26 protein-coding genes and 3 pseudogenes are annotated in these 22,543 nt (G+C 69.1%); 21 read left to right on the top strand and 8 right to left on the bottom strand.

Going from position 1 to position 22,543, the window contains the following annotated elements:
* Positions 1-84 precede the first annotated feature (84 nt).
* The 10 genes and pseudogenes from OG700_RS19760 to OG700_RS19805 all read left to right on the top strand — a co-directional run.
* Positions 85-513 (top strand): annotated as a pseudogene (locus tag OG700_RS19760) (TnsA-like heteromeric transposase endonuclease subunit); the annotation flags it as partial.
* Positions 514-590: 77 nt separating this feature from the next.
* Entirely contained in the window at positions 591-833 is a 243-nt protein-coding gene (locus tag OG700_RS19765) for a hypothetical protein (protein WP_405622274.1), read from the top strand.
* On the top strand, positions 830-1,351 hold the full coding sequence (locus OG700_RS19770) for a helix-turn-helix domain-containing protein (RefSeq protein WP_405615375.1): 522 nt from the start codon (positions 830-832) through the stop codon (positions 1,349-1,351). The genes OG700_RS19765 and OG700_RS19770 overlap by 4 nt, the downstream gene beginning before the upstream one ends.
* The gene (locus OG700_RS19775) at positions 1,339-1,851 is read left to right on the top strand and encodes a hypothetical protein (protein WP_405615377.1); all 513 of its coding nucleotides are present in this window, start codon (positions 1,339-1,341) and stop codon (positions 1,849-1,851) included. The genes OG700_RS19770 and OG700_RS19775 overlap by 13 nt, the downstream gene beginning before the upstream one ends.
* A complete protein-coding gene (locus OG700_RS19780; protein WP_405615379.1) occupies positions 1,841-2,170 on the top strand; it encodes a hypothetical protein in 330 nt (109 codons plus the stop codon). The genes OG700_RS19775 and OG700_RS19780 overlap by 11 nt, the downstream gene beginning before the upstream one ends.
* Positions 2,171-2,236: 66 nt before the next feature.
* Entirely contained in the window at positions 2,237-2,872 is a 636-nt protein-coding gene (locus OG700_RS19785; RefSeq protein ID WP_405615381.1) for a Mu transposase C-terminal domain-containing protein, read from the top strand.
* Positions 2,869-3,444: an AAA family ATPase gene (locus OG700_RS19790; protein ID WP_405615383.1), complete on the top strand. Its 576-nt coding sequence runs from the start codon at positions 2,869-2,871 to the stop codon at positions 3,442-3,444. Before OG700_RS19785 ends, OG700_RS19790 begins: the two co-directional genes overlap by 4 nt.
* Positions 3,445-3,549: 105 nt before the next feature.
* A complete protein-coding gene (locus OG700_RS19795) occupies positions 3,550-4,725 on the top strand; it encodes a tyrosine-type recombinase/integrase (protein WP_405615385.1) in 1,176 nt (391 codons plus the stop codon).
* Complete coding sequence (locus OG700_RS19800; protein WP_405615387.1) at positions 4,725-7,358, top strand: tyrosine-type recombinase/integrase; 2,634 nt, start codon at positions 4,725-4,727, stop codon at positions 7,356-7,358. The genes OG700_RS19795 and OG700_RS19800 overlap by 1 nt, the downstream gene beginning before the upstream one ends.
* Positions 7,355-7,948 (top strand): DUF6262 family protein, encoded by a 594-nt coding sequence (locus OG700_RS19805; RefSeq protein ID WP_405615389.1) that lies wholly within the window; start codon positions 7,355-7,357, stop codon positions 7,946-7,948. Before OG700_RS19800 ends, OG700_RS19805 begins: the two co-directional genes overlap by 4 nt.
* A 136-nt stretch (positions 7,949-8,084) precedes the next feature.
* On the opposite strand, the gene OG700_RS19810 is transcribed toward OG700_RS19805, so the two are convergent.
* The gene (locus OG700_RS19810; protein ID WP_405615391.1) at positions 8,085-8,582 is read right to left on the bottom strand and encodes a DUF4265 domain-containing protein; all 498 of its coding nucleotides are present in this window, start codon (positions 8,580-8,582) and stop codon (positions 8,085-8,087) included.
* Positions 8,583-8,663: 81 nt separating this feature from the next.
* On the opposite strand from OG700_RS19810, the gene OG700_RS19815 reads away from it, so the two are divergent.
* The 3 genes from OG700_RS19815 to OG700_RS19825 all read left to right on the top strand — a co-directional run bounded on the left by OG700_RS19815 (position 8,664) and on the right by OG700_RS19825 (position 12,282).
* Complete coding sequence (locus OG700_RS19815) at positions 8,664-9,278, top strand: hypothetical protein (protein WP_405615393.1); 615 nt, start codon at positions 8,664-8,666, stop codon at positions 9,276-9,278.
* Entirely contained in the window at positions 9,275-10,852 is a 1,578-nt protein-coding gene (locus tag OG700_RS19820) for a TniQ family protein (RefSeq protein WP_405615395.1), read from the top strand. The genes OG700_RS19815 and OG700_RS19820 overlap by 4 nt, the downstream gene beginning before the upstream one ends.
* A 632-nt stretch (positions 10,853-11,484) precedes the next feature.
* Positions 11,485-12,282 carry a helix-turn-helix transcriptional regulator gene (locus OG700_RS19825; RefSeq protein ID WP_405615397.1) on the top strand — a complete coding sequence of 266 codons (798 nt, stop codon included), beginning with the start codon at positions 11,485-11,487 and terminating at the stop codon, positions 12,280-12,282.
* 20 nt (positions 12,283-12,302) lie between these two features.
* Here the strand turns inward: OG700_RS19825 and OG700_RS19830 are convergent, their stop codons facing one another.
* Positions 12,303-13,274 (bottom strand): phosphotransferase family protein, encoded by a 972-nt coding sequence (locus OG700_RS19830; protein ID WP_405615399.1) that lies wholly within the window; start codon positions 13,272-13,274, stop codon positions 12,303-12,305.
* A gap of 318 nt (positions 13,275-13,592) precedes the next feature.
* Here OG700_RS19830 and OG700_RS19835 point away from each other — a divergent pair.
* The 4 genes and pseudogenes from OG700_RS19835 to OG700_RS19850 form a co-directional block, all read left to right on the top strand.
* Positions 13,593-13,874, top strand: a pseudogene (locus tag OG700_RS19835) (LysR family transcriptional regulator); the annotation flags it as partial.
* 72 nt (positions 13,875-13,946) lie between these two features.
* Positions 13,947-14,348, top strand: a complete 402-nt coding sequence (locus tag OG700_RS19840; RefSeq protein WP_405621819.1) for a hypothetical protein — start codon at positions 13,947-13,949, stop codon at positions 14,346-14,348.
* Positions 14,349-14,376: 28 nt separating this feature from the next.
* Positions 14,377-14,685 (top strand): hypothetical protein, encoded by a 309-nt coding sequence (locus tag OG700_RS19845; protein ID WP_405615401.1) that lies wholly within the window; start codon positions 14,377-14,379, stop codon positions 14,683-14,685.
* Between the two features lie 438 nt (positions 14,686-15,123).
* Positions 15,124-15,540, top strand: a complete 417-nt coding sequence (locus OG700_RS19850; RefSeq protein ID WP_405621821.1) for a sensor histidine kinase — start codon at positions 15,124-15,126, stop codon at positions 15,538-15,540.
* Here the strand turns inward: OG700_RS19850 and OG700_RS19855 are convergent.
* Positions 15,443-15,790, bottom strand: coding sequence for a branched-chain amino acid transporter permease (locus OG700_RS19855; RefSeq protein ID WP_405615404.1), 348 nt, complete (start codon positions 15,788-15,790; stop codon positions 15,443-15,445). The two genes, OG700_RS19850 and OG700_RS19855, sit on opposite strands and share 98 nt — an antisense overlap.
* Positions 15,783-16,505, bottom strand: a complete 723-nt coding sequence (locus OG700_RS19860; protein ID WP_405615406.1) for an AzlC family ABC transporter permease — start codon at positions 16,503-16,505, stop codon at positions 15,783-15,785. The genes OG700_RS19855 and OG700_RS19860 overlap by 8 nt, the downstream gene beginning before the upstream one ends.
* A 63-nt stretch (positions 16,506-16,568) precedes the next feature.
* Here OG700_RS19860 and OG700_RS19865 point away from each other — a divergent pair, with 63 nt between their 5' ends.
* Positions 16,569-17,027 carry an Lrp/AsnC family transcriptional regulator gene (locus tag OG700_RS19865; protein WP_405615408.1) on the top strand — a complete coding sequence of 153 codons (459 nt, stop codon included), beginning with the start codon at positions 16,569-16,571 and terminating at the stop codon, positions 17,025-17,027.
* Positions 17,028-17,093: 66 nt separating this feature from the next.
* Here OG700_RS19865 and OG700_RS19870 read toward each other — a convergent pair whose 3' ends face one another.
* Together OG700_RS19870 and OG700_RS19875 are read right to left on the bottom strand one after the other, a co-directional pair.
* Positions 17,094-17,732, bottom strand: coding sequence for a TIGR04222 domain-containing membrane protein (locus OG700_RS19870; RefSeq protein ID WP_405615410.1), 639 nt, complete (start codon positions 17,730-17,732; stop codon positions 17,094-17,096).
* A gap of 37 nt (positions 17,733-17,769) precedes the next feature.
* Positions 17,770-18,312: a hypothetical protein gene (locus OG700_RS19875; protein WP_405615412.1), complete on the bottom strand. Its 543-nt coding sequence runs from the start codon at positions 18,310-18,312 to the stop codon at positions 17,770-17,772.
* Between the two features lie 71 nt (positions 18,313-18,383).
* On the opposite strand from OG700_RS19875, the gene OG700_RS19880 reads away from it, so the two are divergent.
* From OG700_RS19880 to OG700_RS19890, 3 genes are all read left to right on the top strand, one after another.
* Positions 18,384-19,082 (top strand): hypothetical protein, encoded by a 699-nt coding sequence (locus OG700_RS19880; RefSeq protein ID WP_405615414.1) that lies wholly within the window; start codon positions 18,384-18,386, stop codon positions 19,080-19,082.
* 15 nt (positions 19,083-19,097) lie between these two features.
* The gene (locus tag OG700_RS19885; protein ID WP_405615416.1) at positions 19,098-19,964 is read left to right on the top strand and encodes an alpha/beta hydrolase; all 867 of its coding nucleotides are present in this window, start codon (positions 19,098-19,100) and stop codon (positions 19,962-19,964) included.
* Between the two features lie 74 nt (positions 19,965-20,038).
* Positions 20,039-21,424, top strand: coding sequence for a serine hydrolase domain-containing protein (locus tag OG700_RS19890; RefSeq protein ID WP_405615418.1), 1,386 nt, complete (start codon positions 20,039-20,041; stop codon positions 21,422-21,424).
* A 93-nt stretch (positions 21,425-21,517) separates the two neighbouring features.
* Here the strand turns inward: OG700_RS19890 and OG700_RS19895 are convergent, their stop codons facing one another.
* Both OG700_RS19895 and OG700_RS19900 read right to left on the bottom strand, forming a co-directional pair.
* On the bottom strand, positions 21,518-21,988 hold the full coding sequence (locus OG700_RS19895) for a GNAT family N-acetyltransferase (RefSeq protein WP_405615420.1): 471 nt from the start codon (positions 21,986-21,988) through the stop codon (positions 21,518-21,520).
* A gap of 10 nt (positions 21,989-21,998) precedes the next feature.
* Positions 21,999-22,518 (bottom strand): annotated as a pseudogene (locus tag OG700_RS19900) (DUF2269 domain-containing protein).
* Positions 22,519-22,543 lie beyond the last annotated feature (25 nt).

A 22,543-nucleotide genomic window follows, 5' to 3' on the forward strand; every position in this document is an offset into this window, starting at 1 on the left:
TGGTTTGTCCTCCGTTCCGCTCAGGCCAGCGCTGGTGGCGGCCAGTGTCCTGGTGTCGAAGACATCGGACACGAAGGGGCGACCATGCGGACTGGTACAGGCGACGATGCCGCGACAGATAGCCGGACAGTCCAGGCCACGTACCGGCAGAGCAACGGGCGGCTGGTCGAGGCCGAGCTCGACCGTGTTCCGGTGGACGAAGTCGCCGGCGGAGTCCCTGTACGCGAGTTCCGCTGGTATCGCGGCCGGAAGCACTACTCGGGCTGGTATCACGCCTCGACAACGGGCCGAATGGTGGCCTACGAGAGCCGGTTGGAGCTCGCCCGCATCCTGATCGCTGACTTCGCCAGTGAGGTCACGGAGATCGCGGCCCAGCCCTTCCAGCTGGTCGGCCCAGACGGTGCACGCACCCGCCGCCATGTTCCCGATCTGTTCCTCGTCCATGCCGACGGTCTGGTGACCGTCGTGGACGTCAAAGCCCCCTCCCGCATGAAGGATCCCAAGGTGATCGCACAGTTCGACTGGACACGCCAGGTGTGTTCGCGTCGCGGCTGGGTCTATGAGACTGGTCGGGGGCCGAGCCTGCCATCGTGGAGAACGTCCGCTTCCTGGCCGGCTACCGGCGCCGCGACCTGGTGGAGACCTCGCTCATCGCGCGGGTGCTGGAGGCCGCTGCCAACCAGCCGACCATCGGCGGAATCGAGTCCGCGCTGGCCGGACAGCCGCGCGAGATCGTCCGACCGGTCGTCCTGCACTTGGTCTGGTCCGGCCAGCTCGTCGCAGACCTGCGTGCTCCGCTCAACCGTGCCAGCCGAATCCGGGTGGCGGCATGAACGCCTACGCCATGCCCCTGTTCGCGGGAGCCCGGCTCTTCTTCGGCGGTGACGTCGTCGAGATCGTGGACATCGAGGGTCTGCAGACGCCCGTCCGCAACGAACGGACGGGCGAGTACAGTTCCATTCCGCTCGGACGGCTGGCAGCCGGAGCCCGGTCGATCGGGGATCCCGCCCCGGCCGCGGCGGACGGGGTCGGCATGCTGCTGGCGAGCTTGTCGGCCGACCAGCGTCAGCGTCTTCAGGAACGGGCGGGGCACGTCCGCGAGGTGCTCAGCGGTTACCGGTCCGGGCACCCCGGCAGTGCTCTGCCGACCGAGCCGAGGCCCGCCTACGATCCCGATCTGCCGCTGAAGGACCGGACTGCGGCCAAGGCCGCTGAGCTGGGTGTTTCGCCTCGCACGCTTCAGCGGTGGCTGACCGCCTACCGGGGAAGCGGCGAGGCCGGCCTCGCCGATGCCGCGCGGGAAGGACATCAAGCGTCGATCCCCGGTGGGAGGAGGCAGTGCGCCGAGTGATGGCCGAGTCGGTGACCGGCTCGCCCCCCACGAGGTCGGCCCTGCTGCGGCGGGCCGAAGAACGACTGAACTGCGATTACGGCAAGGGCACTGTCCCTGTCCCGTCCCGGAGCACGGCCTACACCCGGCTCGCCTGGCTGGCCAAGGGCACGAACGCGGTCTCCGGCAGCGCCAAGGCCCGCCGCTCGATCGCGGAGAGGCCACAGGGCACTTACGGGCGACTGCGGGCCACCCGGCCCGGTGAGTACGTCGTGCTCGACACCCAGGACCTGGACATCTATGCGATGGAACCGGTGACCTGCCGCTGGGTTCCGCTCCAACTCACCGTCGCACAGGATCTGTTCTCGCGCTGCATTGTCGGCTTGCGAGTGACGGCCTGCTCCACGAAGGCGGTGGACGTCGCCGCCGTGCTGTTCGAGGCCCTGCCCGCCGCTGGAGGACACGGCCCGGCCCCCGCTGGCGCCCTACCACGGGCTATGGGACGAGGTGGTGTTCGCTGAGGACGGACTGGTGCCGGGCGGCGGGCTGTGTCCGCCGGAGACGCTGGTCATCGACCACGGGCGGGCATTCACGTCCGCACACGTGATCGGCGTCTGCACCCGTCTGGGGATGTCCATTCAGCCGGCCCAGCCCAAGAAGCCCACGGACAAGCCGACCGTCGAACGCTTCTTCCGAACCCTGCGAGAAGGGCTGATCCAGCACCTTCCTGCCTACAAGGGGCCCGACGTCCACAGCCGCGGACAGGCGGTCGAGGACGCCGCGTTCTTCTTCATTCATGAGGTGGAGGAGATCGTCCGCGAGTGGATCACGGAGGTCTAGCACCGCCGTGAGCATGACGGGCTGGTCGTTCCGCAGTGGCCGAAGCTGTCGCTGTCCCCGCTGGAGATGCTGCGCATCGGTCTGGCCCGCGCCGGGCGCCTTCGCATGCCAGCCTCGCCGGACCTGGCCTTTCAGTTCCTGGCGGTCAAGCCGCGCACGATTCAGCACTACGGCGTCGAGGTCGATGGCCTGCGTTACAACGGGCCCGTGCTGGACGGCTACCGCAACGCACCCAGCCCCTACACGGGTTTGGGGCGGCAGTGGCCGATCCACGTCAACCCCGATGACGTGCGGTTCGTCTACTTCCAGGACCCGGCCGACGACTCCTGGCATCCGCTGCTCTGGGAACACGCTCCTGCACTGACAATGGCGTTCAGCGGCGAGGCCGCCGGATATGCACGTCGCCTGGCCGCACGCGAGGGCCGGCACATCGATGCCTCGCAGGCGCTCGCGGATCTTCTGACCCGCTGGGACCAGGGCATGGTCACCGACCGGCGCGAACGCCGCATGGCAGTGCGGCTGTCGGCGGAACGCGACGCTCTGTCCCTGCCGATGCTGCCCGAGCAGTCCGGCCCACTGACGCCTCCGGAACTGACGTTGGTGCCCGAGCTGCCGACCGGAGACAGCGACGAGGAAGACGAGCTGTTCGACGCCCCCGTGGGCGACGACTTCCACGCCGACGCCTTCGAGGTGATCGAGTGAGGCAGCCCAACCTGTTCAGTCTCTCCCGCAAGGAAGGCTGGCGCCGCTTCGCCGACGCCCCGCCACGGCAGCGGCCCGACACTTTGACCCGGCCCCAACTGGCCGCGCTGGGTGAGGCGGCAGCCGAGGACTACAACGACGCGCGCCACGACTGGCACGCGAACTTCGGCATCGTGCAGACGCCGCAGCTCGCGGGCATCCACGACGAACTCGAACAGATCGTGGCCAGCAACCGGCAGGACGGCGACCGCATCCGTTCAGCCGCCGTCATCGACGCCCTGCCGGGCCTGGGCAAGACCACCATCGCCAACCTGTTCGGCCGCGACTTCGACCGCCAGCAGATGCGCCGCCTGTCCACGGTCACCGAGGCCGGACACGAACGCATCCCCGTCTTCCGCGTCGGCCTTACCTCGAACACCACCCTGCGAACCCTGAACCGGATGATCTGCGAGTACTTCGGCCACCCGGCCACCGACCGGGCGAACGCGGCAGCCCTGGCCAGTCACGCCCTGGACTGCGTCCTTTCCTGCGAGACCCAGCTCGGCATCATCGACTTTACCGACCGCCGGTAGTCCTGCCCGTGATGTCCGTCTGGGACTGTGACCAGCACGTCCTGGGCTTGTTTACCGACCGTGTCCGGGACGTCTGTCATGTTCTGGAGTCGGTACGGAGGACAAGTGACACGGCACGTTGTGGTCGGGGACTTGAGGGTCCAGCAGATCGAGCGGAAGGACGGGCGGCGGTCGTGGACGATCGTGTGGCCCGAGGGCAGTATCCACACGGAGGCGGACCGGTTCCTGCGTCTGCATGATGGTTCGGGGACGCAGGGGACGTACGCGTATCTGCTGGTGGACCATCTGCGGTGGCTGGAGCGAGAGTGCCTGACCTTCATCGCGGTCCAACTGCGGGACCTTGAGCGGTACATGGGAATCGTGGGTGCCGAGGTGCTTATGCCGCTCGGCGAGCCATGGCGGGTCGGCAAGCGCCCCTACGGCCGCTCCGCGCTGTCGACGGCGGCAGCCTGCCTCAAGGGCTTCTACCTGCACCAAGCCTCCCTCGGCGTGAACGGAGAACTCGGCAAGAAGCTCGACACGTCCCGGCTGCCGTCACGGGTGGACCGGCGCCGCTCGTTCCTCGGGCACGTGAAGTCGACGCTGCCGACCAACCCGCTCGCGCCCTCGGGACCGCACCGTCGGCATCCCAAGATGCTCCCGGACGGCGCGAGGGAGAAGCTGCTGGCCACGGTGAACGCAGCCCGCGACCGGTTGGTCGTCGACTGGCTCGCCGATGGCGGCCTGCGTATCGGCGAACTCTGCGGGCTGCACCTGGTCGACCTGCACCTGCGCGAGAACGCGGCCTGCGGTGAGTGCCGCACCCCGCACCTGCACGTCTGTCACCGTCCGGGTAATCCGAACCGGGCCGAGTCCAAGACCAAGCACCCCTGGCGGGTCGAGCACGGCACCGTGACCGGCGGGCTGATCAAACGGGTCAGCCCGGCGATGGTGCACAGCTACTTCGAGTACATCACCACCGAGTACCCACGCGGCACCGGACACGGCATGCTCCTGGTCCAGCTGCACGGCACCGACACCGGGCAGCCGTGGGCGACGGTCGGGGCCCGGCGGATGCTCGGCCGGGCCGGGAAACGCGCCGGTCTGGGGATCGTGAAACCCCACGCCTTCCGGCACTCGTTCACTTCCGCGGTTCTCGACGCCGCCGACGGCAACACGCTGATCGCCCGGGACGCCGGCGGCTGGGCGTCGGCTGCAATGGTCGACGAGGTCTACGGGCACGTCGATGTCCACGACCCGGTGTTCGACGCCGCACTGCGTGCCGTCTGGGGTGAGGCGTGATGAGGCGGCAGGAGTATCTTCGGCCGCTGTTCGACGAGCGTCCGGACCGGGTCGGTCGCGACCGGCTGGAGATCCTGACCGCGCTGATTGGCGGACCATCCTTCGACCCGGTCTACCGGCCCGACATCATCGAGATCCCGCGTGGTCACGCGATCTACCGGTGGGAGTGCGTCGTCGCCAGTTGTGAACGCACTCGGACGGGCGGGTCGGACCTGTGCTCGGAGCATCAGCGGCAATGGGTCTGCGACAGCGAGCGCGGCGTGGGCCGAGCCGCCTTCGTGGCAGCCGCCCAGGGGTTGGAGAGGCACGTCGGAGCGGAAGCGGCCATCTGCCAGATCTGCCCTGACCGGCCCGCAGCACACAGTGATCTACGGCTGTGCCAGCGCCATTTGAGCCGGTGGGTCGCGCGCAAGAAGGAGAGGGATAACAGCGGCTCCTTCGCCACCTGGGTGAGCGGCGAACAGCCGTGTCCCGGCTACGGGCCCTGCGACGCGGTCGTCTGCGCGGATTTGGCTGACTCCCCGCTGGGACTGTGCTCGTGGCACGGCAGCCGCTACCTCCGTGACGGCAGGCCCGGTGACGCCGCGATGCCGCACAGCTGGTGGCAGCGATACGAGAAGTTCGGGAGAACGGTCCCGATCGAGTACGGCGACCAAGCGGCGTTCCGGCGCTGGTGCGCTGCCGTTCCCGCACATCCATGGCCGGGGCAGATCAATCTGCGCGGTCTGCGTCCCCTGGTGCGGGCCGAGATCCAGTGGTGGCTGTTCGTCCACACCCGCCGGGCCCGGCCCAGCCGGTGGGATCTGGGCTGGATCCGGTCGCTGGTGACCACGTGCCGCATGTTGGAAGTGAACTCGCTGGTCGACTTCGAGTTCGGGGCCGGTGGCACTGCCGCGTTCACCGGGGCGATCGCCAAGGAGATCCTGCATGAGCTGCGGTTGATCTACTTCACCCCGCAGGAAGCCAAGGACGCCGGCTTCCTGGAGACCGAGCATTTCGGGGTGCTGTTCCCGCATCGGATGAGCCACCTCGACCTGACCGGCATCCCTCAGCGTTGGTTGCGGGATCTGACCTGGGACTACTTGGCGGACCTGCTGCGGTCGCCGCGCTGTCCTCGCTCGGCCGGCCCGATCGATGGTCTGCGCCGAGCGGCCGTCGAACTGGGGGCCTTCCTGGAGGTGGAGGCTCCTGGCGGTGGCCACGACCCTGCGGTTCTGCCGGAAGAACACGCCCAGCAATTCGTCGCCGACCAGCGTCATCGAGAACGTGAAGGGCTCCCCTCGCTGGCCGTGAAACGGCCGGACGGGACCGCGGGCATCGTCACCACCACCACACGGTCGGTCGTGTTCAACGCCGTTCGCAAACTGATGCGCGACGCGCTGGACACCGGTGCCGCCGAAGTGCTCGGTCTGGAACGGGAGTTCATCACCGTGTTCCCGGCAGCTGGCGCCACCACCGGCCGGACCGCGCGTCGCCCCTTCCCTGACGAAGTTGCCCGGGCTCTGGCCGACGAGGCGAACCTGGCTGATCTCGCCGCTACCTACGACGTCAACGACAACGGTGCCCGCGACATCTGGGAGACCGCCGTCACCACCGGCCGCCGCATCAGCGAGGTGATCAAGGTTCGGTGGGACTGCATCGGCCGCTACGGCGGCTTGGCGATGTTCTGGCACGACCAGACCAAGGTCGGCAACTACGACGTCGCGATCCGCATACCTGAACGCCTCTACGAGATGCTCGCCGAACGCCAGCGCAAGACCCTGGACCGTTTCACCGCCCGCTACGGCTACCGGCCGACCGGTGCCCAACGCACCGGACTGGCCCTGTTTCCCACGGTCTACCGCAGCCAGGACGGGACGGTGTCGCTTACCCACCAGTGGTTCTACAGCCGGTTCCGGCCCTGGGTGGACGCCATGGACCTCGGCCACTACGTCCCCCACCAGGCCCGCCATACTCTGGCCACCAGCCTGTTGCGCCACGGGGCGACGCTCACCCACATCCGCCGGTATCTGGGACAGGTCAGCGACCGGATGGCAGAGCACTACGTCCATCTGACCAGCACCGATCTGGAAAACGTACTCCAGCAGGTCTGGGTCGCCGGCCCCGGCGCCGCCCAGCCCGGCGAGCTTCTGGCCGGGGAGAGCACCCCGCTTACTCGCCAGCAGGCTCAAGCTCTGGCGATCGACCTGTCACGCCGCAGCACCCCGGCCGAGGGCGGGTTCTGCACCTTCCAGCCCGTCGTCGACGGCGGCGCCTGCCCCTGGAACCTCGACTGCCACAACTGTGACAAGTTCGTACTCTCCGGCGCCGACCTCCTCTACTGGCGCCGCAAACGCGAGCAGTGGCAACTGCTGGCCGAGGGCGCCCCCGACGATGCCACCGCCGACTACCTCCACCGCTACTTCGAGCCCACCGCCCGCGCCATCGACGGCCTGGAGAAGGCCCTGGCCGGCCTCGGCCTCCTCGACGACGCACTCGCCCTGGACCTGCGCAAACCCCAGGACTACTTCCACCGCGTCTGGTCCACCGCCTTCCGCGCCACCGACCTCGCCGACGCGGGCAGCGACGAGCCGGACGAGTACAGCGATACGTGCACAGCCGACGGCGACGATCCCGAACAGGACGCCTCATGAACACCCCGACCGTTCCCGAGCCCCGCACCGCAGCGGCCCTGGCCGCCCGCCGCCACAAGACCGAGACCGCCCTCCAACGCGTCCACCAGGCCATCGCCCGACTCCGGCGCGAGAAGGCCCAGGTCAGCGTCGCCGCCGTCGCCCGCCGAGCAGACGTCTCGCGCACCTTCCTCTACAACAACACCGAGGCCAGAGCCGCGTTCGCCGCGGCGATTGCCGATGCCGGCGAACGCCGGACCCAGATGCTCGCCGACCAGGACGACGCCCGTGAGGCGACCTGGCGCGAACGGGCTCTCAACGCCGAGGAAGCCCTCAAGGCCGCCCACACCGAGATCCTCACCCAGCGCAATCGAATCGGTGAACTCCTCGGCCAGGTCCGCGACTTGGAGGCCGAATGGACCCAGGAAGCTGTCCAGCGGATCACCACCGAGAACACCACCCTCAAACAGCGCGTCCGCCAACTCACCACCGACAACCGCACCCTCGACGAACGCCTCAAGGCCGCCCGATCCAACCTCCGCTTCCAGGACCGCCGCGTCGCCGACCTCGAAGCCCAGATCGCTGACCCCTCAGCGGGAGCTCAGCAGTGACATCGACAGTTCCGACCCGGCACATCTGACCGGCACCGACTCAGTCCGGGAGCCCGGCCGCCTCCCGGCGGCCGGGCTCCCGCGCTGTCGACGGTCAGCCAGTTCCCACCCATGAGGCAGCCATGGTCTCTGGCGCTCAGTCGTCCTCGGTGACTGCACTCGCGTCCCAGGCGGCAGTGACACACCCTTCCTCCCAGTGCCACCAGCCTTTCGCGTCACCATGTTCCAACAGCTTGCGGATCCGCGGGATGTCAGCCTCCGGTGGGATATCCAGCGCGACCATCCGGAACTGCTCGATGCCCTCGCCCGTCGTGCCGAGCCGATGAAAGGTCTCCAGCACGGTCTTCCTAGCCGCAGCTGAGCCTCCGTCCTTCAGCACGATCAACCGGATGGTGCAGTTCTCCGAGGCATCAACGGTCTCCCCGGCCCAGCGCAGGCCGTCGTCATCGACCTCCACCCGGATGACGTCGCCGCTGGCGACTCCACGCACGAACCAGGGAGTGTTATCAAGCCGCACCGTTCCGTCGCCGAGGTCCACGGCCCACAGACTCTCGACGCTCGCAGGCGGCCAGCCGTCCTCGTCCACGTCCATCCGGAAGTGGACCTTCACGTGGGCGTCGCTGATGTTCGTCACCGCGCCATCATTCACATGGACCAGCAAGGCCGGAAACGCGGGGCCAGGACATCGCCAAGACGAAGTGAACAGCAAAGAGCATTGAGCCATCGTCGCGAACATGTACTCTATGGATCGTCGCAGTTCAGAGCCGATGTCCGAGCTCCTGCGGTCGGTAAAGTCGACGACATCCACTTCATCGACCTGGACCGCCGCGATGGCCTGGCAGTGTCCAACCACCTCAAGTGGCTCGCCAACGAGCTGCCGGTCACGTTCATCTATGTCGACGTCGGCCTGGCTGAGCGGCGGTTCTTCGCCGACGGCCTGACTGGCAAGAACGTGGCCCTGGCCCAGACCGCCCGCCGCTGGACCCGGCTCGGTGTCGAGCCGTTCCGTCTCGACACCGACGAAGGCCGCCGGCACTGGCGGAGCTTGCTCAAGACCAGCGAACACCGGCTCGTCCTCACAGATCACCGTCCCGGGATGCTGCTGCGCAACGCGGACTACTTCTTCGAACGCACCAGCGGGCACATTGGGTCGTACTTCACTCTGCTCATGCGGGCCTGCTACCGCGCGATCCGCATCGGCACAGAAGCAGTCACCCGGGAGGTGCTCGACGGGGTCCGCCTGGATGAGGCATCCGAACAGGCACGTCAGCAGCTGGCCGTCGCCATGGCACACGGAAAGATCACCTCTGCGCTCGGTGATGCCTCGTGACCGAGACGCGAGTGCTGCCCCTGCGGATGACCGTCCTTCCCGGCGAGGGTCTGGACAGCTGGCTGGAGGCACTGGGCCGCCGCAACGGCTTGACCTTTTCCGCGTTCCTGCGCGTCCTGGGCCTGCCCCGGAACTACCTCACCCGCTCGCTGGTCTGCGACCTGCCCGCCACGGTGCTGCGCGAGCTGGAGATCCGCACCGGCCTTCCGGCCGGGCGCCTCGACTCTGCGGTGATCGACAGCGACTTCCCCTTCAGCCCCCGGCGGCAGCGACGATGCCGATTCTGTCCCCAGTGCCTGACCGAACGGGAAGGACGATGGCTGCTGAAGTGGTGGCTGCCCTGGACCTTCGCCTGCACCACCCACCAAGCCCTGCTGCACGACACCTGCCCCGGCTGCGGCGAAGGGGCACGCGTCAGGTTCCCCGGACACACCCTGCGGTTCCCGGCGGGAACCTGCACACTCGGCTCCCGCATCGCGTCGGTCTGCGGCGCCGACCTCAACAGCGCCGAGCTACTGCCGTTGGCCTCCGACCATCCGTTGCTCACCGCCCAGCACCGCGTCGACTCCCTGCTTGCCGACCCCTCCACGGCCTGCACGGTCCTGACCGACCTGAACCAGTGCACCCCATGGCTGATGCACACGATCAACGACAACGACATCCAGTCGATGGGCCAGACGGTCCGAGACCGCTGGCATCGCAGGCCGCTGGCCACACGGACTCCCGCCGACCGGGTCAAGCCGCTCAGCGCCGCGGTCAACGGCGTCATCGCCCACGCGGCTCTGCCCTTCCTCGACACCTCCAACGACTCTGTCGCCATCCGCGTTGTCCATGGACTACGGGCCCGGCGCGACACCCCGAACAAGGTGATATCCCGGGGCATGACCACCGAACAGTGGTCCCAGCTCTCACCCGGAACACAGCGCCGGTTCCTGCACGCCGGCGATCAGACCATGGGCGCCCTGGACCGCATCCGCTTCTCCTCCTCCACCCCACGCGCCCGCGTCCCCAAACCCAGCGAGCACAGCGGGAACACACGCATCCGACACGTCCCGCCGGCTCTCTGGCCCGGCTGGACAGTGCGGCTCATGCCCCGCGAGGGAACGAAGGAGACCCTCTTCCGAGGCATCGCCGCCGCACTCCTGCTCCTGCCCGGGGAACCGGTCCTGCGAGCACGCGGAGTCACCAACCGGCTGGGACCGCACCTGCCGAACGCCATGACCGTCACCTTGCAGCGAGCCCTCAAGTCCGGACACCCGGACGTGCTCACCGCGCTCTGCAACCTCGCCCACCACCTCGACGACCACGGCAGCCCCATCGACTACGAACGCCGACGGCGCCTCATCCCCGCGATCCCCATCAGCCCGACCAGTGGCGCGAACTCTGTTTCCGCACCGGCAGCCAGCCCGGTGAACAGCTCAGCGCCAAGACCACCCAGGCCCCCCGCTACCTCAACGCGCAGCGCTACCTCAACCAGCTCCTCACCGGCGCCGACCTCACCGACCCACGCCACCCCCTCGTCCTGCGATCGGCACCCGACCGCTCCCGGTACTTCGCCTTCCCACCCTCCCTGACCCTCGACCAGCGAGACGCCCTCCACCAGCACGCAATCGGCACCCTGCACGACCTGAACATCAACGAGCCCCTGACCTGAGAGCCACCGCAAGAGTGCGCCGACGGACTCGACCTTCCCGGCCGGCACCTCGATGACATCGACCTCGAAGAAGTACGCCGCATCGTCATCACCGAACAGAAGGCCCCCCGCGAGACGGCCCGAGAACTGGACACCACCCTCACTCACATCCGATTCGCACTCGAACAGGTTCCCCGCGAGCCCCGCGAGTGGGGCAGGTCATCGAGCCGCGGCTCCTGGCGCCTCAACCAGCAGGCCAGGAAGGTCCTCACCAGGACCTTCCTGCAACGCGAGTACGTCGACGGCGACAAGTCGCTAGCTCACATCGCTCAGGAAACCGGCATCCCCCGCCACATCGCCGTCGCCCACGCCCGCACCCTCGGGTTCGCCATCCGCCGCACCCGCAAGCCCTTCCCCATCGACGAGACATGGCTCCGCGAGCAATACCTCACCCACAAGCGCTCAACCCTCGACATCGCCCAAGAACTCAGCACCGAAGACGAGACCGTCCGCCGACGCCTCAAGCACCTGAACGTTCCCCTGCGACCCCCAGGAGTGCACAGCCGCACCGTCATGACGGCCAAGATCGACACCAGCCTCCCCCGCGACGTCCGGTCCGCCGCCGAAGGCACACTCCACGGCTGGCTCCGCCTCCACCGCTTCCAGATCGCCATGCGCTTCCCGTCCCTCGACAGCGCCGCCCACCACTTGAAGGCCGAACCCAATGCGCTGGTCACCCAGTTCCAGCGACTGGAACGCGACGTCGGAGCAACCCTCTTCGCAAGGGCAGCCTTCGGCCGTCCTCAACAGCCCACGCCACATGGCCGACGCCTGCTACGGCATCTCGAAACCGACCGCGTCCAGGCTCTGATGACCGCCTCACTTCCGCACGACGACACCTCGGGCCCGCCCGACGACCGCGTCCTGGAAGCAGCCCATGCCAAGTTCCGGGTTCGCCGCAGCCCCGGCCCGCCCACCCCGTTCAACGACATCGCGGTCGAGCGTGTCCGCATCACCAAGCCAACGCTCGCCCTACTGCGCGACCTGCTCGCCCGAGCGCGGCAAGAGTCCTACGGCGCCGAGGTGATCGACCGCACCGGGCTCGATCCAGGAACCGTCTATCCCCAGCTCAAGAGGCTCGAACGAGCAGGCTGGCTCACCAGCCGACTCGAAGACGACGACACCTGGATGAGCAGAGCCACTCCAGGCCGGGGCCCAGGCAGACGCCGCACCTTCTACTCCCTCACCCCGGAAGGCCGCCGAGCCGCCACCCACGAAGTACATATACGAGACGTCGACAGCCTGACTACCCCGCACGAAAGCCCTCAGCGCTCCGTGAACCGCCCATGCAGCCGCCGCAGCAGTTTGTGACAGCTGGCGACTTGGGAGGGTCAGCCGAATCGGCGAAAGAGTGCATGGAGATAGTCCTCCAGCCTGCTCGTGAGCAGGACTGACGTCAGGTCGGTGCGTCCTAGCTCCTGCCAAGGCAGGGCTACCTTCTCGACATTCGCGAAGGCGAGGGCGTCCAGAAGCCGCCAGTACAGGTGAGCTGAAGGATCACTGTCCAAGTGGCCCCCGGCAGCTACGTACTGTTCGGCCAGCCGCATCGCTTCCCCGGTCCCGTGCAGGAGAGCCAGAGCGGTGGAGCAGTGCGCCACGTCGAGGTCGGCCGGCCCCCAGGACGTTTCGACCCAGTCGACGACTCCAGTGATCCTCGTCTCGGCGCCATGGCCCTCGAAGAGCACGTTGCCTGGGTGGAAATCGCGGTGAAGGAAGCAGGGCTGAAAGTCAGGGGGATCACGGCGGATGACGTCCACCGCGCGCTGCCACAGGTCCATCCGCTCGGTGGTTGCGGGCAGGTTCACCCGGTCAGGCGCGGTCCACGCCTGGTAGTTCCGTGGCCGGGCTTCGCCCGGGACACGCACGTGGTGGATGTCGACGAGTTGGCGGGCCAGGAGCTCAGTCCGCAGCCCCGCTTCCTCGTCGTCTAGACGCACAGTGCCGGGCAGCAGCGACATCAGCAACGACGGGTGGTCGCAGTGCTGCGCGGTCGCATCAACAGCCTTGAATCCGGCCACGGGCACGTCGGTCTCCGCGAGGAGACGCAATATGTTCGCCTCCCGCGTGAGGAGCCCTTCCGCGTGGCGAACAAAGAAGGGCTTGACGAACGACCGCAACACCAACCACTGCGGCGCGTCTGCTCCGGCAACGCGCAGACGGCGCATCTCCGATGTCCATCCACCTCTCAGCCGCTCGACAGCCTCGACAGGACCGTCGCCAACCTGCGTCTCCACCCACGTACGCGTACGGGACCACCCTCGGGCATCAACGATGTTCTCAGTGAGGGCAACCTGTTCGTCCATGCGGACAACCTATCGAGCACCGCAAACAAGATCCACGGATTGCAAGCAGCTTCTGACAATGACGCCAGCACAGGTCCAAGCAACGGCTACGCCCGAAGAACACGACAGATCGCCCGGACAAAGCACCGACAGATTACCCAGACACCACTCCATACCCCCAGCTCAGGGCACTGTCCAATGACAAGTGGACCCGGAACCTACACCCACGACTACAAGCGCCGCGGAACTATCGAACGGGCCTGGCTCATCGAGCAGTACGTCATCCGCCGGCGAACCCTGCCCGACCTCGCCCGCGAGGCCGGCATGAGCCCAGCGAACATGGCCCGCTGGGCCCACACCCACAACATCCCCCTCCGCTCTCGCGGCGGAGCCAGCCACCACACCGCTCTCCGCACCGCCGAAGAGGCCGACGCTTTCCCCGCCATCCTCCGCAAGGCCCTGGCCAGTCCCTACGGAAGGCAGCGGCTTTCACGCTTCCTGGAAGCTTGGTCCTACCCCACCCTCACCGAGGCAGCCCGAGGTCTCGGCATCCATCTGTCCGCCCTGGTGATCCAGATCAACCGCCTCGAAGCGGACCTCGGAAAGCCGCTCTTCGAACGAGCCGAACGCGGCGGGACATGGGCACGAGAGCACAAGCAGGCGGGCGCCGTCGCGCTGCTACATTCGTCCGCCATGCGATCACGCGATTACGACCTCGACTTCCGCGACAGGGCCGGGCGAATACGCGCCTGGGGTATCGGCCTGTTGGCCGTGGCGACGCTCCAGTGGGCGTGGTGTGCCTTGTTGCTGCTCACGCCGTACACGGTCGACGAGGAGCCCGACGACCGTCACCCCGCGGAGTGCGAGTCACGGTTGCTGACCGAAAGTGGTACGGCCAACGACGGTCTGCAGAGGGGGGATTGGTGTCAGAACGAACGCGACTGGCCTGAAGTCCTGGCTGTGCTTGGGCTGTCCGTGCCGGTGTCGGTCGTTGGTGTGGCGCTCTTCACGAGCGGCAGTGTGAGCGTTCGGATGAGTGCCCACGCCGATGCGCTGCGCAAACTGGACAAGTACGCCGACGAACGGAACGCGTAGTGCTGCCGCCCCGGCGGGTCATGTGCCGGTGACGACATGGATGCGCTGCTACTGGGACGAGGACGATGTCTGGTTCTACTTCGAGGTGGGCGCCGACGGTTGGGTGGCCCGGCAGGTCGAGCTCGAAGGGCCTGGGCTGACCCCGATCGTGGCGGCCTCCCTCGATGAATGGCGGCAGGCCCGCGATGTGGGCCGCCTCGCGGAGTACGACCACAGGTTCGGGATCACGGCAGAGCCGCCGGTCTCCGAGTGGGAGGGCCACGACCCGGAGCAGTTGACGTTCGAGGAATTCGAAGCCGTCTGGGAATCCGCCCGCAGGCAGATCACAGCCAGGTGAGGAAGACCGTGCCGTGCTCGGGGACGTGGTGTGTGGGCCGCGTGGGGTTGCCTTTGGGGGTGGTGGGGACGACCCGGAAATCGGGAGCCGGTCCTATTCGCCCCGGAGCTGTCCGTGTACTCCTTCTCGGAGGCCTGCCACTTCTGGTAGTTCTTCGGGGCGTTCTCCAGCCAGGCGGCGTACGCGAGCGGGCGCCCGCCCAGGCCCGGTCAGATAGGAGAACGCGGCGGAACTGTCCTTCAGGGACGTCATCTTCCGTACTTCCGACGGGGACAGTTCCCGGTTGAGGACCATGCCCAGTTGCGGGGTTCGCCCTGCTCCGATCCTGTCCGGGATCCAGGGGCCGGTGTGGCGAGTGCTTCCGTCGGTGGCAGGCGGAATCCGGCGTTGCTGGAACGGCTGGTGCAGAACCTGCTGGAGAACGGGATCCGGCACAACGTGGCCGACGGCGGCCGGGTACGGGTCGGCAGTCGTACCGGACCCGGCGGTTCGGCGGTCGTCGAGGTGGCGAACTCCGGGCCGGTGGTGCCGCCGTACGAAGTCCCCACGCTCTTCGAGTCGTTCCGGCGCCTGGGCGGGCAACGGCTGGCGACCGCCTCGCACGGGGCCGGACCGGGGCTGTCGATCGTACGGGCGGTGGCGCGGGCGCACGGCGGCGACGTACGCGCGGAGCCACGCGAGGGCGGGGGGACTGACGGTGACCGCGACGCTGCCGCCGGCGGCGTCCGAACAGCCCGGACCAAGCGCGCCGTTGGGCTCAGACGAAGACGGCGCCGGCCAGGACGGTGTGTGCGGTGGTGCCGGCCGCGATGGAGAGCAGGACGTTGCGCCGCCACAGGTGCAGCGCCACGGTGACGGCCAGTGCCAGGGCGGTCGGCCAGGCCTCGTCCGGCAGCCGCGGGTCGAACCCGCGCAGCGTGTAGACGGTGAGGATGACCATCACGCCGACCGGCATCGCCGCGTTGAGGTAGGCGGTCAACGGGCTGGACCGCAGCGGCGCGAGGGCGGCGAACGGCAGGGCGCGCAGGGCCCACGTGACCGCGACGGCGGTGGCGACCGCGGTGATCAGATAGCCGGTGTCGGCGTCGACGGCCTTGTCAGGCATGGGGACCGGCCTTCTTCCGTACGAGGGCGTGGCGGGTCAGCAGACCGGCGGCGAAGAGCACGAACGCGGCCAACAGCATGTGACCGGGGAGGACGGAGCGGGCCACGAGTGCGCAGACGAGGGCCAGCAGTGGGGTGGGGATGTCGCGGCGGGCCCGGAAGGCGTCGATGGCCAGGACCGTGAAGAGCGCCGTGACCGCGAACTCCAGGCCGGTGATGTGGGCGGGGACGAACGAGCCGAGCAGCGCGCCGGCCGTCGCGCCACCGGCCCAGTAGAGGTGGATGAGCGCCTGGAGCCACAGGACGCGGCGGCCGGCGAAGGTCTGGGCGGCCTCGCCGGCCGTGACCACGTACGCCTCGTCGGAGAGGGCGAAGGTGCTGTACGCCTTCGCGGCCCGGCCCCGTACGCGGTGCAGGGGGAAGGACAGGGCGTAGAAGACGTGCCGGAAGTTCACCAGGAACGCGGTCAGTGCGATCTGTGTCAGCGGTGCGGTGGTCAGGACCAGGCCGAGGAAGAGGAATTCCAGCGAACCGGCGTAGATGAGGCCGGAGAAGACACTCGCCCACCACCAGGCGAGGCCGGAGTGGGCGACCAGGACGCCGAAGGCGACGCCCATCGGGAAGGCGCCGAGCCCGACCGACCCCGAGTCCTTGAGCGCCGGGACGAGGCCGGACCACGCGGATGGGGTGCGGGAGCTGGCCGGTGGAGTTGCCATGAGGGACATTCTAGGGAGAAATGCGGCTTATATGGTTTCGAAATGTGTCGCTAGAATGGCCTGATGGGCAATGAACGCACACTTGATCAGATCGACCGTGACATTTTGTTCCATCTCCAGCGGGACGGGCGGCTGACCAACGTCGAACTGGCCAACCGGGTCGGCCTGACACCCCCGCCGTGCCTTCGCCGGGTGAAACGGCTGGAGGAGGCCGGGGTCATCACCGGCTACCGCGCCCGGATCAACCCCGAGGCGGCCGGCCGGGGACTGGAGGTCATCGTCTCCATCGAGGTGTCCGTGAGTGACCTGAGGACCCTGGAGGGGCTGGAGACGACGATCGCCGCCTACGAGGAAGTCGTGGAGCTCCGGCGGGTGTTCGGCACCCCGGACTACTACCTGCGTGTCCTGGTCGCCGACTACGCCGCGTACGAGGCGTTCCAGACGGGCAAGATCATCGGAATTCCCGGCGTCGCCCGCGTCATCTCCCAGCCCACGATGAAGAAGATCAAGGTCACCGACTGACCGACTGACCGACTGGCCGGCCGACCGACTGGCTGGGCGACCTGCTGACCGGCCGTCGGACTGGCCCTAATCGCTGCCCCCGCCCCCGCCGCCCCCGCTTCCACAACTGAAGCCGCCGGGCAGAGAGCCCGGGCTTGAGTCCGGGCCGTGTTCGGAGTCGTAGTCGGAGTAGTCGTGGCCGTAGTCCGGATCGGCGGCCCTGCCCATACGTATCAGCGACCGCCCCAGGCCGGCCGGGATCGCCGTATCCGCGACGATGCGGCGCAGCCGCCGGTCCCGGTGGGCTGCCGGGCCGTCGAGGATGTACGCGGGGAACGCGCCCTCCTTCCGGGCCGCCTCCAGCCGACTCCGGCCCGCCCGGGTGAGCCGGTGCCGTGGGCGGGTGAGCAGCCCGAGGGCGACCAGGCCACGCTCGATCTCCGCGACTTCCGGTCCGCCGCGTACGGCGTTCGCGACGGCCGCCAGGCTTCTTCCCCGTGGGCAATTCGCGAGGACCGCCCGCTCGACGGGGTGTTCGACGGGGTGCTCGGCGAGCCCGGCGTCGTTCTCGACGGCCCGCACGCGGGGGCCGACCACCGTGATGGCCCCACGGTCGCGCAGCGCGAACAGCGCGGCTTCCAGGACCCGTTGGGGTCCACCGGCCAGACAGGCCAGTTCATACGCTTCAAGTCGTCGTTCGGCCGCCGGGCCGCGTCGCCGGATCATGGATCGCACAGGAGCCCCCTGTCCCCGATGTCGCCTTTCACCAGTATGGCGGCGATGCCCGGAACGGCTCCTGGGGCGACGGCAGTTCAGAGCAGGACTTGAGGTACGGCCGCATGCTGTACGGTCCCCCGCTCAGGTCCGGTACATCAGCCGTCGTAGCAGCGCCTCGACCGGTCAGCGGTCGGCCGGGCGCTCCTGCCCGTCCTCGTCGTTCTCGTCGTCTTCGTCCTCGTCCCTTGCCGAAGGCGTCGCGGTGGTCCCGTGCCCAGGTACGGAAGTCGCGTGCCGGGCGGCCGAGGATCCGCGGTGCGTCATCCGTCACGACGGCGTTGCCCCCGCTTCGTACGAACGCCGAGCCCCTGACGGCGACTTCGACCACGGACGGATCCAGCCCGGCGGCGAGCAGTTGCCGGCGGGCCGCCTCGGGCGGCACGTCGACGGTCTTGCGTACGCGGGAGGCGTCGGCCGCGCGGATCATCGCCAGGTCGCGGGTCATGGCCCGCAGTGGTACGCCACGGGCCGTCAGGAGACTCAGGACCGCACTGCCGATGGGGCCCGTGGCACCGGTTGCCGGGATCATGCGCGAAGCCTGCCAACGGACCGTCACCCCCATAGGAAGTTTCGGCACGCCGCGTCGGTACGCTCGGCCTCATGGGTGTGGGGGAGATACCGGGGGAGATACGACTGCCGGTGCCGGTCGCCCTCCGTCCGTGGATCGAGCGGATCTCCGTCGCGGTGTACGCGGCGGCCGAGGGCCGTCCGCTGATCCACCCGCCCGACCCGGCCACCGAGGTGCTGTGGCGCACGACGGGCGACAGCCGCAGGACCGGTGGGGGCGGGGGTGGGGTGGTCGTCCTGGGGCCGCGTACGCGGGCGTCGTACTACGAAGGCAAGGACGTCCCCTTATGCGTACGGCTCCGCCTTCCTACGGGCTCCGCGACGGACCTGCTGGGCGTACCGGCCGGTGAACTCGTCGACCGGGTCCTGCCGCTCGAAGAGCTGTGGGGGCGTCCGCGCGCCGACCGGCTCGCCGACGAGCCGGCGTCCCTCGGCCCCGGACCGGCGGTGACCGCCGAGCACTTCGCGGGGCGCTCCCCGCCCCTCGTACATCCCGCGCGTCCCGCGTATCCCCAGCACGTCCTACGTACCGGGCGCATCAGCGCCTCGCACGAGCCGCGGCCGTCCAACTCGCCGCGCCCACCGGCCCGGAGCGGCCTGTACGCGTCGCCGAGGTGGCCCGGCGGATCGGTGTCAGCGAGCGGCATCCGCGCAACGTCTTCACCGCGGCCGTCGGCCTCACCCCCACCCATCCGCCAATCCCCCGATCCCCGATCCCTCCGAATCCGTTGAACAGGACTGATCATTATGACCTCCGCCACCGCCGCCCGCCCCACGTTCGTACTGGTCCACGGCTCGGGCGGCAGCTCGTACATGTGGGCCCCCGTCCAGCGCGAACTCGCGCTGCTCGGCCACCGCAGCCTCGCCGTCGATCTGCCGGGCCACGGACCCGACGCGCAGTACCCCCTCGCCTACCAGGCACCGCAGGATCTCGACGCGCTGGCCGTCGAGCCGTCGACACTGGCCGGTGTCACCCTGCGGGACAACGCCGACATGGTGGCCGACACCGTCCGGCGCGTGGCCGAGCACGGGCCGGTGGTGCTCGTGGGCACCAGTCTCGGCGGGATGACGACCACCGTCGTCGGCAACGAGATTCCCGGTCTGATCGACCGGACCGTGTCCATCTCCGCGTGGTCGTGCGTGCGGCGCGGCAATCCGATCGAGTACATGGCGGTGCCCGAGTGCGCCGACAGTCTGTTCGCCGGTCTCGTCGCGTTCAACGTGGGGGACCCGTCCGTGCTCGGCGTCGGCCGGTCCAACTACCGGACCGCTGATTCGGATCTGCTCGCCACCCTCAAGGCGGCGACGATGGCGGAGGCGACCGACGCGCAGTTCATGGCCCTTGTCAACATTCTCCAGCCCGACGAGTCGATGGCGGTGATCGGCGGCGACGGGCGCGGGCACGCCGATACGTGGGGCACGATCCCCCGCTCCTACATACGCCTCACCAACGACCGGTCGATCCCGCTTGCCCTGCAGGACCTGCTGATCGCCGAGGCGGACGAGCTGACCCCGGACAACCCCTACGACGTGCACACCCTGGAGAGCAGCCACGCGGGGTTCGTGCTCCAGGCCCCGAAGGTGGCCGGCATCCTCGACGGACTGGCGCTGTGAACCCCGGAAGGACTGGCGCTCCGAACCCCGAATACTCGGTCGACGGGGCCGGGCGCGACCGGTAGATGTGGACCATGACCTCACCGTTGGAATCCTTTGAAGACCTTCTCCCGGGTACGCGACGAGCCCTCCTGCACCGCATCGCCACCGCGCAGTCCGCAGGCCGCGCCCCGTCGCTCGTCGGCGCGGTCGCCCGCGACGGGCGCACCGTCTGGTCGGGCGGGCGCAGTTGTGCGGACGGCTCCGAGCCGGACGCGGACACTCAGTACCGGATCGGCTCGATCACCAAGTGTTTCACCGCCGTCCTGGTGCTGCGGCTGCGTGACGAGGGCCTGCTCGATCTGGCGGACCCGCTGGAGAAGCACCTTCCCGGCACCGGGGTCGGCGAGGTCACCATCGCCCAACTCCTCGGCCACGGGGCCGGTCTGGCGGCCGAGGCACCGGCCCCGTGGTGGGAGCGCACACCGGGTACGACGCGCCCCGAACTGGCCGACGTGCTCGGCGAGCACCCCGTGCTGCACCCCGCCGGCCGGCTGCACCACTACTCCAACCCCGGCTACACCCTGCTCGGTTCGCTGATCGAGGCGGTGCGCGGCGCGTCCTGGGAGGAGGTGCTGCGGCGGGAGATCCTGGAGCCGCTGTCGATGCACCGTACGAGCGCACAGCCCGTCGCCCCGGCGGCCGGCGGCTGGGCCGTGCATCCCTGGGCCGACGCGATCCTGCCCGAACCGGCCGAGGATCTGGGCCTGATGGCCCCGGCCGGCCAGCTCTGGTCGACGGCGAACGACCTGTGCCGCTTCGGCGCGTTCCTCGCCGAGGGCGACGACCGGGTGCTGAGCGCCGCGTCCGTACGCGAGGCCCGGACGCCCGCCACGCCTCCCGGCGAGGGTGAGTGGGGTGGGGGCTACGGGCTCGGCGTGCAGCTCGTCCACGGGGGTGGCCGCACGTTCGCCGGGCATACGGGCTCCCTGCCGGGCTTCGTCGCCGCGCTCTGGGTGAGTGTCGAGGACGGGCTGGTCGCCGTCGCGCTCGCCAACGCCACCTCGGGCCCGTCCGTCGCTGTCGTCGCCGCCGAACTCATCGGCATCGTGGCGGAGGCGGAGCCCCGTATTCCCGAGCCGTGGCGGCCACTTCCGGAGGTCGACCAGGCGCTGCTGGAGCTGACCGGCCCCTGGTACTGGGGCGCGACGCCGTTCGTCCTGCGGCTGACGGCGGACCGCGGTCTGGATTTCCGGCCGCTGTGTGAGACGGGCCGCGGTTCCCGGTTCGTGGCCCGGCCGGACGGTACGTGGCAGGGCCTCGACGGCTACTACGTGGGGGAGACGCTGAAGGTCGTCCGCCGCCCGGACGGCCGGGTGAGCCATCTCGACCTGGGCTCGTTCGTCTACACCCGCGAGCCGTACGAGCCGGGGGACGCGGTCCCGGGCGGGGTGGACGAGCAGGGCTGGCGCGGACTGTGATGTTCCACGTGAAACCGGACGCGAAGGACCGAGCCCGCGTCGGCCCACCCGCTCAGGCCCCGGTCCCGCCCGCCGCTCAGGCCCCGGTCCAGCTCAGGTCCCGGCCCCGGCCGCCAGCGTCATCTTGAATCCGACGTGGGACGCGGTGAACCCCAGCCGCTCGTAGAAGCGTTGGGCATCCGTCCGCGTCGCGTCCGACGTCAGCTGGACCAACTGGCAGCCCTGGCGCCCGGATTCGTCGATGGCCCACTGGATCAGCCGGGTGCCGAGGCCGGAGCCCCGCTCGTCGGCGTGCACGCGCACGCCCTCGATGATCGAACGTGTCGCGCCCCGGCGGGAGATGCCCGCGACGATCGTCAGTTGCAGCGTGCCGACGACGCGCCCGTCGCGCTCGGCGACGGCCTGGTACTGATTCGGGTCGCCGTCGAGCCGCGCGAACGCCTTGAGGTACGGGGTGAGGTCGTCCGGCGACTCGCGCGCCGCGCCCAGCGGGTCGTCGGCGAGCATCGCCACGATCTCCGGGAGGTCGCCGGCGACGGCCGGCCGTATGTGCGGATCGTCCATGGACCGCAGATTACGCCGAGGCCGCCGAAGCGGCCCGGCGCCGCTGCCCCCGCCGCGTCCGCCCCCACGGCTTCAGCACCGAGATGACGGTCATGAAGAGATACACACTGGTCGCCACCGCCGGCGCGGCGACCAGGCTGCTGGCGGGCACACCCGCTGTCCGCCGCCTGCCCGATCCCCGGCCGCAGCGCGAAGACCGTCGCCGCACCCGTGACCACACCCGTGACCAGCGTGAGCCAGAACTTGATCCAGACCCAGTGGTGCCGGGCCAGTCCCCAGGGCGTCCCCAAGGCGTCCCCAGGGAGAGCACCGGACCGCTGACGAGCGTGATCACGACGACGGGCGCGAGCAGCCAGTCGGCGAAGACCTTCATCGCCTGGTGGGAGGCTTCGGTGAGGGTGGAGTCGCCGGTGGTGTGCGCGGTGATACCAAGCGTGAGCAGGCCGAGGGGTGAGGCCCAGCCAGCTCACGGAGACGGCTACATGGACGACGAGGAGTGCCCGGCGGGCGGGCCGTTTGAGTGGTTTCACGTGAAACACGGTGTCGTGAATGGCG

Origin of the sequence: Streptomyces sp. NBC_01508 (assembly GCF_045040315.1) — a bacterium.
Lineage (GTDB): Bacteria > Actinomycetota > Actinomycetes > Streptomycetales > Streptomycetaceae > Streptomyces.